Source organism: Psychrobacillus sp. NPDC058041, assembly GCF_042885655.1.
Lineage (GTDB): Bacteria > Bacillota > Bacilli > Bacillales_A > Planococcaceae > Psychrobacillus.
Genome location: NZ_JBHVRO010000005.1, coordinates 57,753 through 75,213, shown reverse-complemented (window position 1 = coordinate 75,213; position 17,461 = coordinate 57,753). Strand labels below are relative to the sequence as shown.

Sequence of the window (17,461 nt, the reverse complement as noted above, 5' to 3'; positions counted from 1 at the left end):
TCATGAAGCAAATCGAGGATAGAAAGCAACTCCATTACTATTTGCAAGTTCATCAAATTGAATCTGTATTTAACGAGGCGTTATTACCGCATTTGTCGTTATATAGTTTCAATGAAGGAGAAATTATTTGTGAACAGGGAGATCTCCAAAGCCATCTATATATACTAGTGAAAGGGAAAATAAAGATTTTTATGAACTCTTCGGAAGGATATAAGCTAATTATTGCTTTTAAATCTCCCCTCGAAATAGTTGGCGATATTGAATTCATACAAAATATTGAATTGATTAATACAGTTGAAGCTGTTACGCCAGTTTATATGATTGGAATTCACTATGATTGGTTAAATAAATACGGAATGAATTATCCTCCGCTCATGCAGTTTTTACTTAAAATCATTACAAGAAAATTTCGGATTAAGGATAATTCTTTTAGTTTTAACATGATGTATCCAGTAGAAGTGCGTTTAGCTAGTTATTTAATGTCTATATCCTTTGATGAATCAAATGCAAATTTTAAAGGACGGCTCAGTATTAAGAATTTAAAAGATGCAGCTGGTCTAATTGGAACAAGTTATAGACATCTGAATCGGGTTATTAATCAGTTATGTGCTGAGGGGCTAATTGAACGTAATAAAGAATTTATCAGCGTAATAGACCGCGAAGGGTTAAGTATCCTTGCTAATGATAATATTTATGAATGAATAGGGGAGTTGAGAGGATGTTTGTAGGGTTAGCAATAGCAATTATTGGAGGTTTTTTCTTAAGTCTGCAAAATATTTTTAATAGTAAAGTCAATGAACAAACAGGTTCTTGGAGCGCAACAACACTTATATTAGGAATGGGATTTTTGGCTTCCTTCCTAATTGGCCTCATCTTGGAAGGTGAACGTATGTTTATGTTGGATAATATGAAAAGTTGGTACTGGTTTAGTGGGATTATTGGAGTAGGAGTCGTTAGTTGTTTGGTTCGGAGTATCAAATTGCTAGGTCCAACATACGCTATTTCTATTGTACTTACATCACAGCTTTGCTTTGCGCTACTATTTGATTCTCTAGGCTGGTTAGGTCTTGAGAAAATGCCCTTTACGTTCCAACAGTTATTGGGTGTGTTGGTGATCATCGGTGGAATAATCGTTTTTAAACTAGGTGGTAAAGAGCTAGTGTCGGAGAAATGCTAAGTTTGTTGCGACAACTTCCCTAGACAACAAGCATAGAATGTAAGTATGCACAATACGGAAGGGGTAATCCGATGCACTATGTTCATCAAATGGCATTTCCAACATTGCGAGTGATAACAGTTACTGGGAACGGGAAAGTTACTGTACAAGCCAACTATGTTCAACTTCAAATAGAAGTGAATACAGAAGGAATGAACGTGAGAGAGGCTCAGCAGGAAAATGCAAACATCATGAATCGCGTGATCCAGTCCATTTTGGCGCTCAATATTCCGAGAGAGGATATTCAAACAGCAGCATTTAATGTATACCCACACTATGACTTTATTGAAGGAAAACAAGTTTTTAGAGGATATGAAGTTACGAATGCAATTACTGTAAAAGTAAAAGATATCAGTCAAATAGGAACTGTCATTGATACGGCAGTACAAAATGGTGCAAATCGCATTTCAGGAATTCAGTTTAAAATTGAAAACGTAGATACGTCCTATCAACAAGCTCTCCGTTTAGCGCTTCAAAATGCTCAAGCCAAAGCAAAAACGATAGCCGAGACAATGAAACTACCATTGCATCCACAACCGATAGAAATCGTAGAAGAGAATGAGGCAGGTCCTGTATTATTTAAATCAGTTTCCATGGCTGAAAACTCAGCTACGCCAATCGAACAAGGACAAATGACGATTAGCGCTACTGTTCGAGTTAAGTTTCAATACTAATTAAATAGTAGGAAGCCCTTACTAATAAGATGAAGTTATGTATATAACTTAGGTTTTCTTCGTAAGAGTAGTCACTTGTGTTTTAAAAAAGTATATATAATAAAATTAAAAGAGCAGGGTGTTCATATTAATGGAACAACCTGCTTTTCTTGTCCCTTTGAATAGCTTCAATTATCAGTGCTTTCAATGGAATCCTCCGGCTGATGTGACAGATTTTCAAAAGGATTAACTGGTTTTACAGAAATATTAACTAGATCGTCATTTGGATTATTAAATACTTCCAAAAATTTATGGAAGAAATCTTCCTGTTCCTCTTTTTGTAGCTTTATGTGGTTCAAAATTGTTTCGTTCATTTTTTCCAACGAGTCATATTTTTCTAACGAATATTTTATATTTCTGTTTTGAGTAATAGAAGAATTATTAAGATAATTCTTTTGTCTAACAATCCTTCGATGCATAATATCTAGTACCTCTCTTTGTTTCCTTAATTGTTCAATTATCATTTTATGAGAATTTGAAAGCTTCCCTAAATCGAAGTTATGTTTTTTAGTGGTTTGAGCGTTTTCGATCAAAACATTTCTGAGGTTTAAATAATTTATCCTCAGAGTTCTTTTTTGTGCGTTTAAAGCTATTTCTTGCTCTTGCACTTTCCCTAAAATTGTATGGCACAAGTCGCTTAGTTGAGAAAAGTATTCCATAAAATGTAGGTTTAAAGATTTTTGTTCCTCTAATAGTTCTATATATGGATTAGACACGAAATGACTTCGATTGTTATTCTTTGCTAAGACTGTGGAAAATAAATGTACCTCCGATTCTTTCATTTCTAACATACTCCTTTTTATCACAGATGGTAGTCATTCTATATTTTATGAACTTATTCGCTAATTGTGAGGAAATATATAGAATCATTACAGGGTTTTTGTTCAATGATAAGAAACTACCATTGCTCACGTTTCAAGAAAGCCGTCATCTACCATGATAAAAGCTAATTTCCGCTGCAGTCAGACACTTTCCTTGGGGCAAGCATCAAGCCGCTTCCTTCGCTCTTTCGCTAGCTCGTCGCAAAAAATTAATTTAGCTTCATGCGAGGCCAGTGTCTTCATTTGCTTGCTTATCCCCTAAGAGTCGCCGCTTTCCACTTCAATAAACAGTCCCAATAAAAAATATAATTCTTCCAATTAATGAACTGGTGTACTTTCTTTTGCATATCAAGTCATGCTGAAATTGAGAAAAGATAGGTAGTATCCACGGATAAAGATGCGGAGGTCGGCGACTTCTGCTGGAATAGCAGATGTTTTTTGCACCGAAAGCAAAGCGGCAGGTGCATGAGCGGAAGGTCTCGCAGGAACGCAGGATAGGGAAGGAAGGCTAAAGACGCCTATTCCCTGAGGCAACGCCTTCATGACCAACATCCTGTTGGCCTAGGAGATTTGAGCCGTGTCCGCGAAAAACGTCGGTCATAGCGGAAATCATAGTTCTATGGTTACTCTTTTTAAATGGACTGGTAGTCTTTCTGCTCGGCAATCTGCATTCGAATGTAATCGGAAAACAGCAAGTTTTTTAATTTTCTCTATGAAAATAATATTAAATAGAAAGTTAAGATGTTAAGATTGGTACATAATCTTTATTTTTTGATAATTTAAGTTCAAGGTGTTAGGAATGGGGGGTCGTGAATGGTAAAAGAACAAACGAGATACTCACGTCTCGCTAATATAACCAAATTAATAAATACGAAGCTGGAACTCCGTGAAGTATTGGAACAGGTAGTCACAGCTATATCTGAGGAAATCGTACAATGTGATTCTGTAGGGATTTATTTGCCTCAGGCAGATGGGAAATTTAGAGGATATGTTGGAAAGCCAGAGATCATCAATGGAATGACATTAGATATGCACGTAATTGAGACTGAATTTGATCTTCTTGCTAAAGAAGTAATTGATACACAAAAAACAATTTATATACCAGATACATCCAAGGATAATCGACCTGACCCTAGAGCTGTGGAAGGATTTAAAATTAAATCATTATTAGTTCTTCCTATTTCTTATGAAAATGAATTATTTGGTCTTGTTTTTTTGTTTGATTATGGAATTCCAATGAATTTAACAGAAGAAGAAATTCAAACTGTAGAAGCATATGTGAATATGGCTGGTGTTGCAATACAAAATGCAACAAATATGACACGTAAGGAGAATCTAATCGCAGAAAAGCAATTATTATTAGACCTTACACGTGAACTATCTATGTGCTCTACGATGGAAGAGGTTATAGACAAATGCTTTTTCTATGTTGGGAAAGTGTTGAAGAACTATAATATTGGTGTTCACCTCCTAGATCCTTTAGTTGAAAAAGCTATTAAGCCAGCAAGTTTAAGCAGGGATAGTGATTGGACGGAGGAAGATTGGAAGAATACGCATAATAGGTTTCGTATTGACCCTGCAAATGATCCTGTATTCCAAGAAGTTATAAGAACAAAAAAACCATTGCTTATTCCAAATGTATTGGAGGATGAAAGACCCAATCATGAAGCATGCCAATACTTTGGCATAAGAGGAATGTTCATGCTGCCATTAGTTGCGATGGGAGAGGTTTTAGGAGCATTGGCTATCGTAGAACTAGAAGAAAATGATTTAATTTTTCCAGAGTCAGATATTCTGATTGCGCAATCTATAGCGGATGCTACAGCTTCCACTCTTTCGAACTTACTCTATATGGAAAAGCAAGAAGTAATAATTGAAGAGAGAACTTCAGAAATTTTTGATAAACATAAAGAGCTTGAACGTGTTGTTACGGAATTAGAACAACTTAGTCGAGAGAAAGAATTAATATTAAATTCAGCCGGAGATGGAATTTTTGGTATTGATCTCGAAGGGAAAATTACATTTTGTAATCCCGCCAGCGAATCGATATTGGGATATGAAACAGGTGAGCTAATAGGTAAACCTTGCCGTATTATATTTAAAAGACATAAAACCCAGCATCTATTTTCACCATACTCAGAAGGAAATCAAAAGTTTTTTAAAAAAGATGGTTCTAGTCTAAGTGTAGAATATGTCATTTCCTTAATAAAAGAAGGAAACACAGTGCACGGAGAAGTTGTAACTTTTAAAGATATAACCGAACGCAAGCAAATGGAGGAAGAAATAAAATATCTTGCTTATTTTGACAGTTTAACCAATCTACCTAATAGAATTCGTTTAAATGAAACTCTAAATCAAGCACTACTTGACGCACAGACAAACAATAAAAAAGTTGCAGTGCTATATTTAGATTTAGATCGTTTCAAATTAATTAATGATAGTTTAGGACATAGTTATGGAGACCTTCTATTGCGTGGTGTAGCGGATCGGTTAAGTGTTAGTATCCCAAAAGGAGCTATCGTATCACGACAAGGTGGAGATGAATTTACAATTGTCTTACCAAATATTAATAGTAAGAAAGACGTCCTCAAAACAGTAAAACAAGTAACTGATTCCTTTTTTAAGCCGTTTTCGTTAAAAGAAAATGAACTCTATATTAAAACGAGTATTGGTATTAGTTTGTTTCCTGATAATGGAGATAATGCAGAAGACTTGATAAAGAACGCAGATGCAGCTATGTATAAATCAAAAGAGAGATCAGGCACTTATTTTCACTTTTTTGAGAATGAAATGAACAATCGAACGCTAGAAAGTATTAAGTTAGAAAATGCATTATATAAAGCATTAGATAAGGATGAGCTAGTTATCTATTATCAGCCTCAAATTGATAGTAAAAAGAATACTATTATTGGAGTGGAAGCATTATTAAGATGGAATCATCCAACAGAAGGTATGATTTCACCTGTAGATTTTATACCAATTGCAGAAGAAACCGGATTAATCGTTCCTATTGGAAAATGGGTTTTAATCCATGCATGTAAACAGTTGAAAGAATGGCATATGCAAGGGCATTCGTATATGAGTATGTCTGTTAACTTGTCAGGACGTCAGTTTGAAGAGGACAACTTAGTTTCAATGATTAAAAATATATTAGCAGAATTGAATCTTACACCAAAATGTTTGCATATAGAACTAACAGAAAACCAAATCATAAAAAATACAGAGGTAACTATAAAGAAAATGAAGCAATTGAAAGATCTGGGCGTGAAAATAGCCATTGACGACTTTGGTACAGGGTATTCATCTTTAGGCTATTTAAAAAACTTTCCAATTGATGCGCTCAAAATTGATAAATCTTTTATTCAAGATTTAGAAAAGGATGATGATAACGCAGCTATTACGAATACCATTATTTCTTTGGCTCAAAACTTGAATTTAAATGTGATTGCGGAAGGCGTCGAGACAAAAGAACAGGCAGAATTTCTATTATCAAAAGACTGTTCTATCATGCAAGGTTATTACTTTAGTAAGCCAATAGATGCCCAGGAGCTTGCTAAGAAATATTTACACAATTGCTAGTAAATTGATTGTTAGATATATGGAGGGAATAAAATGAAGGCTGTTCGTTCTGTTTTAGAGTATTTAAAAGGTATTGGAGTAAAACATGTTTTTGGTATTCCAGCAGGTTCCGTAAATGCATTTTTTAATGAACTTTATGATATGCCCGAGATCACACCAATTGTTACAAAACATGAAGGAGCAGCATCTTATATGGCAGCTTCCTATGCTAAATATACTAACAAGATGAGTGTATGTATAGGAAGTAGTGGTCCTGGTGGAACAAATTTAGTGACAGGAGCAGCTAATGCAATGCGTGAGCATTTGCCTATCCTATTTTTCACGGGTGGCGTTCCTGTAAGCACCATGGGTTTAAATGCTTCTCAAGAACTGGATGCAGACCCGATATTTAAATCAGTTACAAAGTATAGTGTAACGGTGACAGATTCAAAAGATTTACTAAATGAAGTGGTGAAGGCAACTGAAATAGCGATGTCTGGAGTGCCAGGACCTGTGCATATTGCAATGCCGATTGATGTTCAGCATGGAGATGGTGGACAAGCCGAAATACCTTCATTCATAAACAAAGAAGAAATAATTCCAAATTTGAATATCATTAAAGAAGTAGCTAAAAATCTAGTAGAAAAAGAAAGCGGCTATATTCTTGTAGGGCAAGGAGCTAGAAATTCTGTTGAACAGTTAATCGAGTTAGCAGAAATTCTGGATTGGCCAATTATTACAACACCGCAAGCTAAAGGGCTAATTCCGACCGAACATCCTCTTCTAGCTGGAGTATTCGGCTTTGCAGCACATGAAAATGCATCCAATTTAATAAATGAAGGCGATGCTAAATCATTATTAATTGTCGGATCAAGCTTAGGGGAAACGGCAACAAGTAACTATAATGAACATCTTACGAAAGGTCGTTTTACTGTACAAATGGACTTTGATAAGACGGTGTTCAATCGAAAATATCCAATTGATATCCCAGTTTTAGGAGATATTCAATTAAGCTTAAATTATCTAATAGAAGAATTAAGAACGTATGACTTCTCTAGGAAAGTTACACCACAAAAGAAAGTGGACGATGATAACAGGAATACCGAAGAATATAACACGAAAAATGTATTATTCAAATTACAAGAATATTTACCGAAGTCCACTAGATACTCAATTGATATTGGTGAATTTATGGCTTATGTCATTCATCATATGAATGTTCTAGAATCTAATACCTTTGATATTAATGTACATTTTGGAGCAATGGGTAGTGGAATTGGCTCGGCAATAGGTTCGAAACTTGCTGAACCCGAACGTCCTTCCGTAGCTATTACAGGAGATGGTTGCTTCTTCATGCATGGGATGGAAATACTAACTGCCAAAGAATATAATATCCCTGTATTATTTGTAGTAATGAATAATGCGCGTCTAGGAATGGTATATCACGGGCATTCTCTTCAATATAAGCGTACACATCCATCTTTTGAACAAGAACCGATCGATATTGCAGCAATGGCTACAGCTATGAATATCCCGAGTTTTAGAATCGATCGAATGGAAGATTTATCTCAAGAAGTTGTTAGTAGCTTAATGAATTGCAATGGACCTGCTATTTTAGAAGTGGCTTTAATTGATAACAACGTACCTCCAATGGGCGATCGTGTAAAGTTCTTGTCATCTTTTGGGAAATAAACCGAGTGAAAATATCACTTTTCCTCTTTATGAAAAATAGGAAAAAGTACAAAAACAAGTTTAGAAAAGGATACTCGCTTTCCGAATAATAAAGAATTTAAAAACCCCTTTCCACTATAGGAAAGGGGTTTTTTAAAAGACAATATATTATAAAAAATTTTAGGTAATGAACAGATTGATCTCCGCTGCAGGCGGACGTTTTCTTACCTCTAGTCAAGAGTAATTTCTATAAAAAGCAAATTAAAGATAGTAATCCATTCAACGAGTTGTTGCTTTCCGTTCCGGCGCTCGCTTTCCGCGGGCATGGCTTGAGCCTCCTCGTTCGCTTCGCTACCTGCGGGGTCTCAAGGCTCACGCTATTCCCGCAGGAGTCGAGCTCCTGCACTCCAATCAACAGTTCAAATGATAAGACAATATGCTGGGTCGAATTAATGAACTGGCACTTTCTTTTGCTTATCCATACGGCAAGAGGGATCAGAGAAAAAATAAATAGTATCTACCGATAAAGAAGTGAAGGGCTTCCGAAATGGTATCTTCGGAAGCTTTTAAAAGATTAGGCAAGTATTTTTTCTCTCATTATCCAAAACAAACGTATCCTGTCTTCACACATTCTAAGAGGGCGACGGACAAACATTCGTCACAAGATGACCGAAAATGAGGAGTTGGAAGTGACGTAGTCACTTCCAACTCCTCAAAATTCACAGGTAATAGTTTAGCAAATGTTTCGGCCAAAGCAGTCAGGAATTAGTGAAGCCAAGATCACTAAAAGAGTGTTTGTGATTTTCTTATTTGTTTAGTACACGTCATACTGTTTTTCTGATTCACTTTGTTTAGCTAATAGGCATATACATAAGTAGAAATATATATTGGGGAGGGGAAAGGTTGTTACTTTCGGAACTTGCTGAAAAAGAGCTTATCCAAGTTAAAGATGGTGCTAGATATGGAAAACTAGCCAATACCGAGTTACTATTTGATCCATCCAGTGGAAAAATTAAAGGTTTTGAAGTATATCAAAAGTCAGCTTCTTTTTTTCAAGTAAATAAAACAAACAAGAAAAAGGAATTTATCTCTTGGGAAGAAATTATTCTCATAGGGAAAGATCGTATTTTGTTTAATGAAACTGATTCTTTTAATGACAATAGTGATTACTCATGAACAAAAAATGTGCCATAATCGGAACGGATGATAGATTACTGTATTTGCAGGAGGAATTATCCTCCAATCTTGAAGTTAAATTATTTTCAACAATGGTATGGAACGAAAAATTAGTGCAGGATATTCATGAGTTCCAGCCACATGTAATGTTTTTTCCAATTCAAGCAATGATGATGGAGCATCCTTTTACATTACCAAAATCATGTGAAGTTCTTTTTATTGGAAAGAAATTTGAAGAATTTGAGTCTCGAGAACGAAAAGTGTTTTATTATCTAGAGGATGAGCAGTGGATTTGGGATAATGCAAATCTTACTGCGGAAGGGTTTATTAACTACTTTTATTTGAATGAAAAAAGGTCTTTGTACAATAAACAATTTATCATTACCGGATATGGAAGAGTAGGGAAGAGACTAGCATATGCACTTCATCACCTTGGGGCGAAAGTGATTATATCTGTAAGATCTGAGCATCAGCTGTTTGAAGCAAAAAGCTATGGTTATCAAATTGAAACATTAGACAATATTATTCAAAAGTCAGAAGAACAGTCAACTTATCTAATTAATACAATACCTTCTAAATGGCTAATTAATACAGATGCTTCCTGTTTCATAAAAGTATTCGATCTTGCTTCTAAGCCGGGATGTCTTATAAATAATGAGGATAATATCCCAATTAATTATGTAAATCCAACAAGTTTACCTGGAATGTTTTTTCCGCAAGATGCGGGATATTTAATAGCCAGGTCGGTTCAAACTCAATTGTCTGTATTGGAGGAGGAAAAATAGTGTTAAATGGTCTTCGAATAGGTCTTGGAATTACCGCTTCTCACTGTACGTATGAGGAAGTAATTCCAATGATTAGACAGTTTACTGATAGAGGTGCTACTGTAGTTCCGATAATTACGTACTCTGTTTTAACTGCTGCAACACGATTCGGAACTGGTGAAGAATGGATTGAAAGAATTGAAGCTTCGAGTGGGAGCAAAGTTGTCTCGAAAATTGTAGAAGCAGAACCTTTTGGACCAACCAATCCACTAGACTGCATGGTCATTGCACCGATGACAGGAAATTCAATTAGCAAGCTAGCAAATGCTCAAACAGATTCTCCTGTATTAATGGCTGCAAAAGCCACCTTACGAAATGGTAAGCCAGTTGTACTTGGTATCTCAACAAACGATGCACTAGGTTTAAATGGTATGAATATTATGAAACTCCTATCTACCAAAAACATTTATTTTATCCCCTTTGGTCAAGACAATCCTCACAAAAAACCGAATTCATTAATCGCAGACTTTACAAAGATAATTCCTACAGTAGAACATGCTATTCAATCTAAACAAATGCAGCCAATACTCATAAGTTATCAATAATAAATATTAAAGATAATGTATTTTCATGTAATATATGATACAATATCGCCAATATGTTTTGAATTGAGAGGAGAGCTTTAAATGTCACAAGGTTTTACGGTAGCAATAGTTGGCGCAACAGGTGCAGTTGGTCAAAAGATTATTGAAAAATTAGTTGAAAGAAATTTCCCATATACAACATTAAAGCTACTAGCTTCAAAGAATTCAGCAGGTAAGCAAGTAGAAGTAAGTAGATTAACATATGTAGTTGAAGAGGCAACACCTGAATCTTTTCAAGGGGTGGACGTAGCATTTTTCTCAGCAGGTGGTTCTATTTCTAAAGCACTTGCAAAAGAAGCAAGTAGTAGAGGTGCTATTGTAATTGATAATACGAGTGCTTTTCGTATGGATAAAGATGTTCCACTAGTTGTACCGGAAGTGAACAAACAAGCATTACATGAGCAGTCAGGAATAATTGCTAACCCAAATTGTTCTACTATTCAGATGGTTTGTGCATTGGAACCGATTAAGCAGCAATTCGGATTAACGAAAGTAATCGTTTCTACCTATCAAGCTGTGTCGGGTGCAGGAGCTGCAGCTATAAATGAACTTACATTACAAAGTACTAATATCACTGAGAAGAATCCAAACCCTAGTATTTTACCTGTAAAAAGTGATGAAAAACATTACCCAATTGCAGGAAATGTTATCCCCCAAATTGATGTATTTGATGAGGATGGATTCACATTTGAAGAACATAAAATGATGAATGAAACGAAGAAAATCATGTCAATGCCTGAGCTTGCAGTTGCTGCTACCTGCGTCCGAGTGCCAGTTGTTACAGGTCATTCAGAATCAGTTTATCTAGAAGTAGATAAAGAGGATGTCTCAGTAGATGATATAAAAGAATTACTTTCTAATTCATCAGGAATTACAGTTCAAGACAAACCGGAACAGCAGCAATATCCAATGCCTTATTTTGCAGAGGATAAAGATGATGTATTTGTTGGTAGAATTAGAAAAGATCCTTCAAACAGTAAAGGCTTCCATATGTGGATTGTATCTGATAACCTTCTAAAAGGTGCAGCATTAAACTCGATTCAAATTGCAGAGGCTTTAATTGAAGAAGGAATACTAAAAGAGGTGTAACAACATGAATATAGGTAATATTTCTACAGCAATGGTTACTCCGTTTAAATCAGATGGAGACATTGATTACACAGCAACGGAAAATTTGATAGAACACTTACTCTCGAGTGGATCGGATTCTCTTGTTGTATGTGGAACTACGGGAGAATCTCCTACTTTATCTACTTCTGAAAAACTAGAATTAATCCAATTTGTTGTAGAAAAAGTGAACAAAAGAGTTCCTGTCATAGCGGGAACAGGCAGCAATAATACGGCTGCTTCTATTGATTTATCCTTAAAAGCGGAAGCACTTGGCGTAGATGCAATTATGATTGTAACACCATACTACAATAAGCCAAACCAACGAGGAATGGTTGCCCATTTTGAAGCAATTGCAAATGCAACCACTTTACCAATTGTGTTATATAATATTCCAGGCAGATCTGTTGTAAATCTGGAGCCTGAAACAATCGTTGAATTAAGCAAAATTCCTTCTATTCAGATTGTGAAAGAGGCAAGTGGCAATTTGGATCAAATGACTAAAATATTAGCAAATACGGAAGAAGATTTTCTCGTATATAGCGGGGACGATTCTTTAACCTTACCTTTATTAGCTATTGGGGGAACTGGAATAATCTCAGTTGCTTCCCATATCATCGGAAAAGATATGCAAGAAATGATTCATGCGTTCCATGATGGGGATCATGTGAAAGCAGCAAGAATTCATCAACAAATCTTACCAGTTATTAAAGGATTATTTCAACATCCTAATCCAGTAGTTGTAAAATATGCGCTTTCGAAAGTTGGAGTTGGGGTAGGTTCTTTACGTCTTCCGTTAGTAGAAATGACGGATGAGGAAAAGATAAATTTTGATCGAATATGGGATGAATTCTTACAAAAAAAATAAGCGTTAAAAGACTGAGGCACTTTTCAGTCTTTTTTTTATAAACAAGAAAGTATACGTAGCTGGGGCAGTTATGATCTTGCTAGATCATTACCATCTGAGTAATGGATCGTGAATTGACTTCTTCACTTCACGATCCATTTTTTCGTTAATATTGTGGTGGATGTTTGTCCCTCGCCCTCTTGATTAAATGCGGACGAAGATATAATTTCGTCTGCGGCTTCGCTATTTTATTAATCGATACTCCCTATTTTTCTCTCTGTCTGCTTGCCCAATAGATAAGCAAAAGAAAATGCCTCGGTTCATTGATTGGAGCGGAAGGCGGCGATTCCTAGGGAATTAGCAAGTTTGGCATGCAAATTAGAAAGAGAAAACCCTAATAAAGTAATTAATTTTAAAGGTGATTATTGATAAGTCCATTTGTTTAGTGTCCATTGTTGCTTGGAGTGCTGGAGCTCGACTCCTACGGGAATAGCAGATGTCTTCTGCACCGAAATCAACAACTCGTTGAATGAATCACTATCTTTAATTTGATTTTTATAGAAACTCTTGACTAGTGGTAAGAAAGCGTCTGCCTGCAGCGGAAATCAACCCGTTCATCGCAAAAAATTCATATAAATTTTTCTCTCTTTTAAAAACATTTATTGCAAATGTAGCTATATCTATTAATATTTCATTTCTTTTCTTATGTTCCCTCCAAAGCACCGAGGAATTAGTGGAGACATGATGCTCTTATAGGTTGAGTAGTACGACGTTTAGACTTGTAAAGTGTTTGCTTTATGCTTTTATTATTGTGCGAATCGTCCTCGTTCGATATAATGAAAATAAGTGGATGTTGGTCGGGTTAATTATAGGAGGAAAACAATTGGTAAAAGTAAATAATGAACTTATTCGAATCATACCGCTCGGTGGAGTAGGTGAGATTGGAAAAGCAATGTATGTAGTAGAAATAGACGAAGAAATATTTGTTGTGGACAGTGGGCTTATGTTCCCTGAAAATGAAATGCTTGGTATTGATATTGTCATACCAGATATAACTTACTTAGAAGAAAATAAAAATCGTGTAAAAGGTATCTTTTTAACCCACGGACACGAAGATTCAATTGGTTCTATAGCATATTTATTGCAAAAAATTCAAGCACCTGTCTACGGTTCTAAATTAACGATTGCTTTAGCCAAGACGCATTTAAAAGCGTTACCTTCCAAACAATCGGTTAAATATTTTGAAGTGACAAATAAGAGTCGGATGAATTTTCAAAGCACTTATGTGACATTCTTTCACACAACACATAGTATTCCAGATTCATTTGGCATTGTATTTCATACTTCAGAAGGCGCAATTGTGCATACAGGGGAATTTAAATTTGACCAATCAGCAAAAGGAAAATACCGTCCAGATATTGCTAAAATTGCTGGGCTTGGTGAAGAAGGAGTATTTATTTTATTATCTGATTCAACGGAAGCGGAAAGACCTGGGTATACAACTTCAGAAGCAGTTATTGAAAACCAATTATCAGAAACATTCCACGCTGCTCGAGGTCGTATTCTTGTGTCTTTATATGCATCAAATTTTATACGAATTCAACAAGTATTCGATAAAGCGGTTGAAACTGGTAAGAAGGTTGCCATTGCAGGAAAAAGTTTAGAAAATATTTTTGAAATTGGACTAGATCTAGGCTACTTCTCTGTTGACGAAGATACAATTATCTCGATTAAAGAAATTTCAAAATACAATGATGATGAAATTGTTATAATCGTATCGGGTAATCAAGGTGAACCTCTAGAAGCATTAGAAAAAATGGTGCGAAAACATCATAAAGATATAAAAATTAAAGATACGGATACAATTTTAATCACTTTCACCCCTTCGCCAGGGATGGAAGTAGGAATGTTCCAAACGATGAACCAACTTGCTAAAGCAGGGGCTAAAGTATTAACTTCAAGCAAAAATGTTCATGTATCTGGTCATGGTAGTCAAGAAGATTTAAAAATGATGCTTAACTTAACAAGACCAAAATACTTTATCCCAATTCAAGGGGAATATCGAATGTTAATGGCTCACTCCAAATTAGCTCAAGACATCGGTATGGCAAAATCTGAAATATTTATTGCGGATAAAGGGGATATTGTTGAATATAAAAATGGCAAAATGAGAATGAGTGGAAGAGTACCAGCTGGTAATGTATTAATTGATGGTATTGGTGTTGGTGACGTAGGTAATATTGTTTTACGTGATCGCAAACTTCTCTCACAAGATGGTATTTTTATAGTTGTCATTACTTTAAACCGTGCACAAAAGAAAATTGCATCTGGTCCAGAAATTCTATCAAGAGGGTTCGTTTATGTTAGAGAATCAGAGGAGCTGATGGATGAATCAGCGAAGCTTGTTAGAACGATTGTTGAAAAATATGTGAATAAAGAAACGTTTGAATGGACAAACATTAAACAAGAAATCCGCGATACGCTAAATTCATATTTATTCCAACAAACAAAACGACGTCCAATGATCATCCCGATTATTATGGAATATTAATATGAGTATGAGGATTTCCTTCCGAAAGCGGATAGGAAATCCTTTTTATCTTTTAGGAAAGTAGGTGATTAGTTTGGCTCAAAAAAAGAAAAAAACTTTAAAAAAACCAACTAAAAAGGAAAAGAAACAACCTTTGCACCCTCTTATGTATGAAATTATTGGGTTAATCGTAATTGGAATAGCGATTATTTCTTTTTTTGAATATGGTTTAGTTGGTAGGGGATTGGCATATATAGGATATTTTCTTTTTGGTAATTGGCATATTGCAATACCATTTTTCTTGATTGTTTATGCTCTAATAATTATGATCAAACAAACATTTCCATCTTGGAATCATAGACTAATTTTAGGCTCTATCTTTTTTTTGAGTAGTCTTTTATTATTTAGCCATTTAGCTCTTTTTGAACAATTATTTCAAGGAAAAGCTTTAGTAACTAATTCGGTGTTAAGAGAAAGTTACAGAGTTTTAGTTGAAAGTGGTGGAATTATAGATAGGAGTAGTTCGCTTGGTGGTGGAATGATTGGAGCCATTCTATTTGCAACATTCCATGTGTTATTTGATTCAGCAGGAGCAAAGATAGCTGGTTGGCTGTTATTACTTATTGGAATTGTTCTACTAACGGGAAAAGCACTGGTCCCCTATTTAGTAGAAGTATCACCAAAGATTAAAGATTCGATGAAAATAAGAAAAAAGAAAAAGAAACCAGTTGTTCCTGAAAGACAAACAAGGAGAAATAAAAAAGAGATTCCTCAAGAAGAGGCTGTTACAACACATGAAGAAATGATTCATATAGACGAGATAGTACATGAAACAGCTCCTATTATTTCTGCATTCACAGAACGTATTTCAAAAAAAGAAGAGATAGTTGAGCCGACAGAACCGATTGAAATCAATATGGATTCAGATGTAGTTGAAAATGAAGATTATCAATTACCTGCAATTTCTCTATTAGATTCACCAGCCCATAGTGACCAAAGCGGTGAGTTAAATATGATTCAAGCGAATGCGAAAAAATTGGAACAAACTTTTTTAAGTTTTGGTGTAAAAGCAAAAGTTACTCAAGTCCATTTAGGTCCAGCTGTTACAAAATATGAAGTACTTCCGGATGTAGGTGTTAAGGTTAGTCGTATAGTAAGTCTTCATGATGATTTGGCCTTAGCGCTTGCTGCAAGAGATATTCGAATTGAAGCACCAATTCCTGGGAAATCTGCTATCGGTATCGAAGTACCAAATAAAGAAGTTGCTATCGTAAGTCTAAGTGAAGTGCTCGAATCTACTGAGAACAATAAACCAAACTTAAAGCTCTTAATAGGATTTGGAAGGGATGTAACTGGTCAAGCTGTGTTAGCTGAACTTAACAAGATGCCTCATTTACTAGTTGCGGGTTCAACTGGTAGTGGGAAAAGTGTTTGTATTAATGGCATAATTGTTAGTATTATGATGCGTGCGAAACCACATGAAGTAAAAATGATGATGATTGATCCCAAGATGGTGGAGTTAAATGTATATAATGGTATTCCACATCTATTGGCACCTGTTGTAACAGATCCTAGAAAAGCTTCTCAAGCATTGAAAAAAATCGTTTCTGAAATGGAAAGAAGATATGATTTATTCTCTCATACTGGCACACGTAATATGGAGGGATATAACGAACATATCGATAAATGGAATGAAGAAAACGAAGAAAAACATCCTAAACTACCATATATAGTAGTTATCGTGGATGAGTTAGCTGACTTAATGATGGTTGCATCAAGTGATGTGGAGGATTCAATCACAAGACTTGCACAAATGGCACGAGCAGCCGGTATTCATTTAATTATTGCTACTCAGAGACCTAGTGTAGATGTAATTACTGGTATCATTAAAGCAAATATTCCATCTAGAATTGCATTTGCGGTATCTTCAGCTATTGACTCCCGCACCATATTAGATATGGGTGGTGCTGAAAAGTTACTTGGTAGAGGAGATATGTTGTTTTTACCAGCAGGAAGCTCTAAGCCAGTTCGGGTTCAAGGTGCTTATTTGTCCGATGCAGAAGTAGAGCGTGTAGTGGATTTCGTTATTGAACAACAAAAAGCAAATTATCAAGAAGAAATGATTCCAGAAGAAATGGAAGATGTAGAAGAACAAATGGATCGAGATGAACTGTATGATGATGCAGAGCAATTAGTGACGGAAATGCAGACAGCATCGGTTTCATTACTTCAACGACGTTTTAGAATTGGATATTCGAGAGCCGCTAGAATTATTGATCAGCTGGAAATGAGTGGAGTTGTTGGACCGTATGAAGGTAGCAAGCCACGTCAAGTACTTGCTCCAAAACACCCATTAGATCATGACCTTATATGACAAAATGATTACAAGCATATGAAATTTCCATTAAATCTTT

Annotated in this window: 13 protein-coding genes; 12 read left to right on the top strand and 1 reads right to left on the bottom strand. The window is 35.5% G+C overall.

What is annotated here, in order from left to right:
- Positions 1-2 precede the first annotated feature (2 nt).
- The 3 genes from ACFVR1_RS09585 to ACFVR1_RS09575 all read left to right on the top strand — a co-directional run bounded on the left by ACFVR1_RS09585 (position 3) and on the right by ACFVR1_RS09575 (position 1,890).
- The gene (locus ACFVR1_RS09585; protein ID WP_387583473.1) at positions 3-701 is read left to right on the top strand and encodes a Crp/Fnr family transcriptional regulator; all 699 of its coding nucleotides are present in this window, start codon (positions 3-5) and stop codon (positions 699-701) included.
- A 17-nt stretch (positions 702-718) separates the two neighbouring features.
- Positions 719-1,177: a DMT family transporter gene (locus ACFVR1_RS09580; protein ID WP_387583470.1), complete on the top strand. Its 459-nt coding sequence runs from the start codon at positions 719-721 to the stop codon at positions 1,175-1,177.
- 71 nt (positions 1,178-1,248) lie between these two features.
- Complete coding sequence (locus ACFVR1_RS09575; RefSeq protein ID WP_387583468.1) at positions 1,249-1,890, top strand: SIMPL domain-containing protein; 642 nt, start codon at positions 1,249-1,251, stop codon at positions 1,888-1,890.
- A gap of 167 nt (positions 1,891-2,057) precedes the next feature.
- On the opposite strand, the gene ACFVR1_RS09570 is transcribed toward ACFVR1_RS09575, so the two are convergent.
- Positions 2,058-2,645, bottom strand: a complete 588-nt coding sequence (locus ACFVR1_RS09570; protein WP_387583465.1) for a hypothetical protein — start codon at positions 2,643-2,645, stop codon at positions 2,058-2,060.
- A gap of 918 nt (positions 2,646-3,563) precedes the next feature.
- Between ACFVR1_RS09570 and ACFVR1_RS09565 the strand changes: the two genes are divergently transcribed.
- From ACFVR1_RS09565 to ACFVR1_RS09525, 9 genes are all read left to right on the top strand, one after another.
- Complete coding sequence (locus tag ACFVR1_RS09565; protein ID WP_387583462.1) at positions 3,564-6,329, top strand: bifunctional diguanylate cyclase/phosphodiesterase; 2,766 nt, start codon at positions 3,564-3,566, stop codon at positions 6,327-6,329.
- A gap of 33 nt (positions 6,330-6,362) precedes the next feature.
- The gene (locus ACFVR1_RS09560) at positions 6,363-8,000 is read left to right on the top strand and encodes a thiamine pyrophosphate-binding protein (RefSeq protein WP_387583460.1); all 1,638 of its coding nucleotides are present in this window, start codon (positions 6,363-6,365) and stop codon (positions 7,998-8,000) included.
- Positions 8,001-8,882: 882 nt separating this feature from the next.
- On the top strand, positions 8,883-9,155 hold the full coding sequence (locus ACFVR1_RS09555) for a YlmC/YmxH family sporulation protein (RefSeq protein WP_387583456.1): 273 nt from the start codon (positions 8,883-8,885) through the stop codon (positions 9,153-9,155).
- Positions 9,152-9,940, top strand: a complete 789-nt coding sequence (locus ACFVR1_RS09550; RefSeq protein ID WP_387583454.1) for an NAD(P)-dependent oxidoreductase — start codon at positions 9,152-9,154, stop codon at positions 9,938-9,940. The genes ACFVR1_RS09555 and ACFVR1_RS09550 overlap by 4 nt, the downstream gene beginning before the upstream one ends.
- Positions 9,940-10,524, top strand: a complete 585-nt coding sequence (locus ACFVR1_RS09545; RefSeq protein WP_387583452.1) for a dipicolinate synthase subunit B — start codon at positions 9,940-9,942, stop codon at positions 10,522-10,524. Before ACFVR1_RS09550 ends, ACFVR1_RS09545 begins: the two co-directional genes overlap by 1 nt.
- A gap of 81 nt (positions 10,525-10,605) precedes the next feature.
- Entirely contained in the window at positions 10,606-11,652 is a 1,047-nt protein-coding gene (locus ACFVR1_RS09540) for an aspartate-semialdehyde dehydrogenase (protein ID WP_387583448.1), read from the top strand.
- A gap of 4 nt (positions 11,653-11,656) precedes the next feature.
- The gene (dapA, locus tag ACFVR1_RS09535; protein ID WP_387583446.1) at positions 11,657-12,538 is read left to right on the top strand and encodes a 4-hydroxy-tetrahydrodipicolinate synthase; all 882 of its coding nucleotides are present in this window, start codon (positions 11,657-11,659) and stop codon (positions 12,536-12,538) included.
- Between the two features lie 862 nt (positions 12,539-13,400).
- Entirely contained in the window at positions 13,401-15,068 is a 1,668-nt protein-coding gene (locus ACFVR1_RS09530) for a ribonuclease J (protein WP_387583443.1), read from the top strand.
- 73 nt (positions 15,069-15,141) lie between these two features.
- Positions 15,142-17,421, top strand: coding sequence for a DNA translocase FtsK (locus ACFVR1_RS09525; RefSeq protein WP_387583440.1), 2,280 nt, complete (start codon positions 15,142-15,144; stop codon positions 17,419-17,421).
- Positions 17,422-17,461: the final 40 nt, after the last annotated feature.

Bases quoted from the DNA above. Each gene is read 5' to 3' on its own strand.
- ACFVR1_RS09540 (WP_387583448.1), top strand. From the start codon at position 10,606: ATGTCACAAGGTTTTACGGTAGCAATAGTTGGCGCAACAGGTGCAGTT.
- ACFVR1_RS09585 (WP_387583473.1), top strand. From the start codon at position 3: ATGAAGCAAATCGAGGATAGAAAGCAACTCCATTACTATTTGCAAGTT.
- ACFVR1_RS09580 (WP_387583470.1), top strand. From the start codon at position 719: ATGTTTGTAGGGTTAGCAATAGCAATTATTGGAGGTTTTTTCTTAAGT.
- ACFVR1_RS09565 (WP_387583462.1), top strand. From the start codon at position 3,564: ATGGTAAAAGAACAAACGAGATACTCACGTCTCGCTAATATAACCAAA.
- ACFVR1_RS09560 (WP_387583460.1), top strand. From the start codon at position 6,363: ATGAAGGCTGTTCGTTCTGTTTTAGAGTATTTAAAAGGTATTGGAGTA.
- ACFVR1_RS09550 (WP_387583454.1), top strand. From the start codon at position 9,152: ATGAACAAAAAATGTGCCATAATCGGAACGGATGATAGATTACTGTAT.
- dapA (WP_387583446.1), top strand. From the start codon at position 11,657: ATGAATATAGGTAATATTTCTACAGCAATGGTTACTCCGTTTAAATCA.
- ACFVR1_RS09575 (WP_387583468.1), top strand. From the start codon at position 1,249: ATGCACTATGTTCATCAAATGGCATTTCCAACATTGCGAGTGATAACA.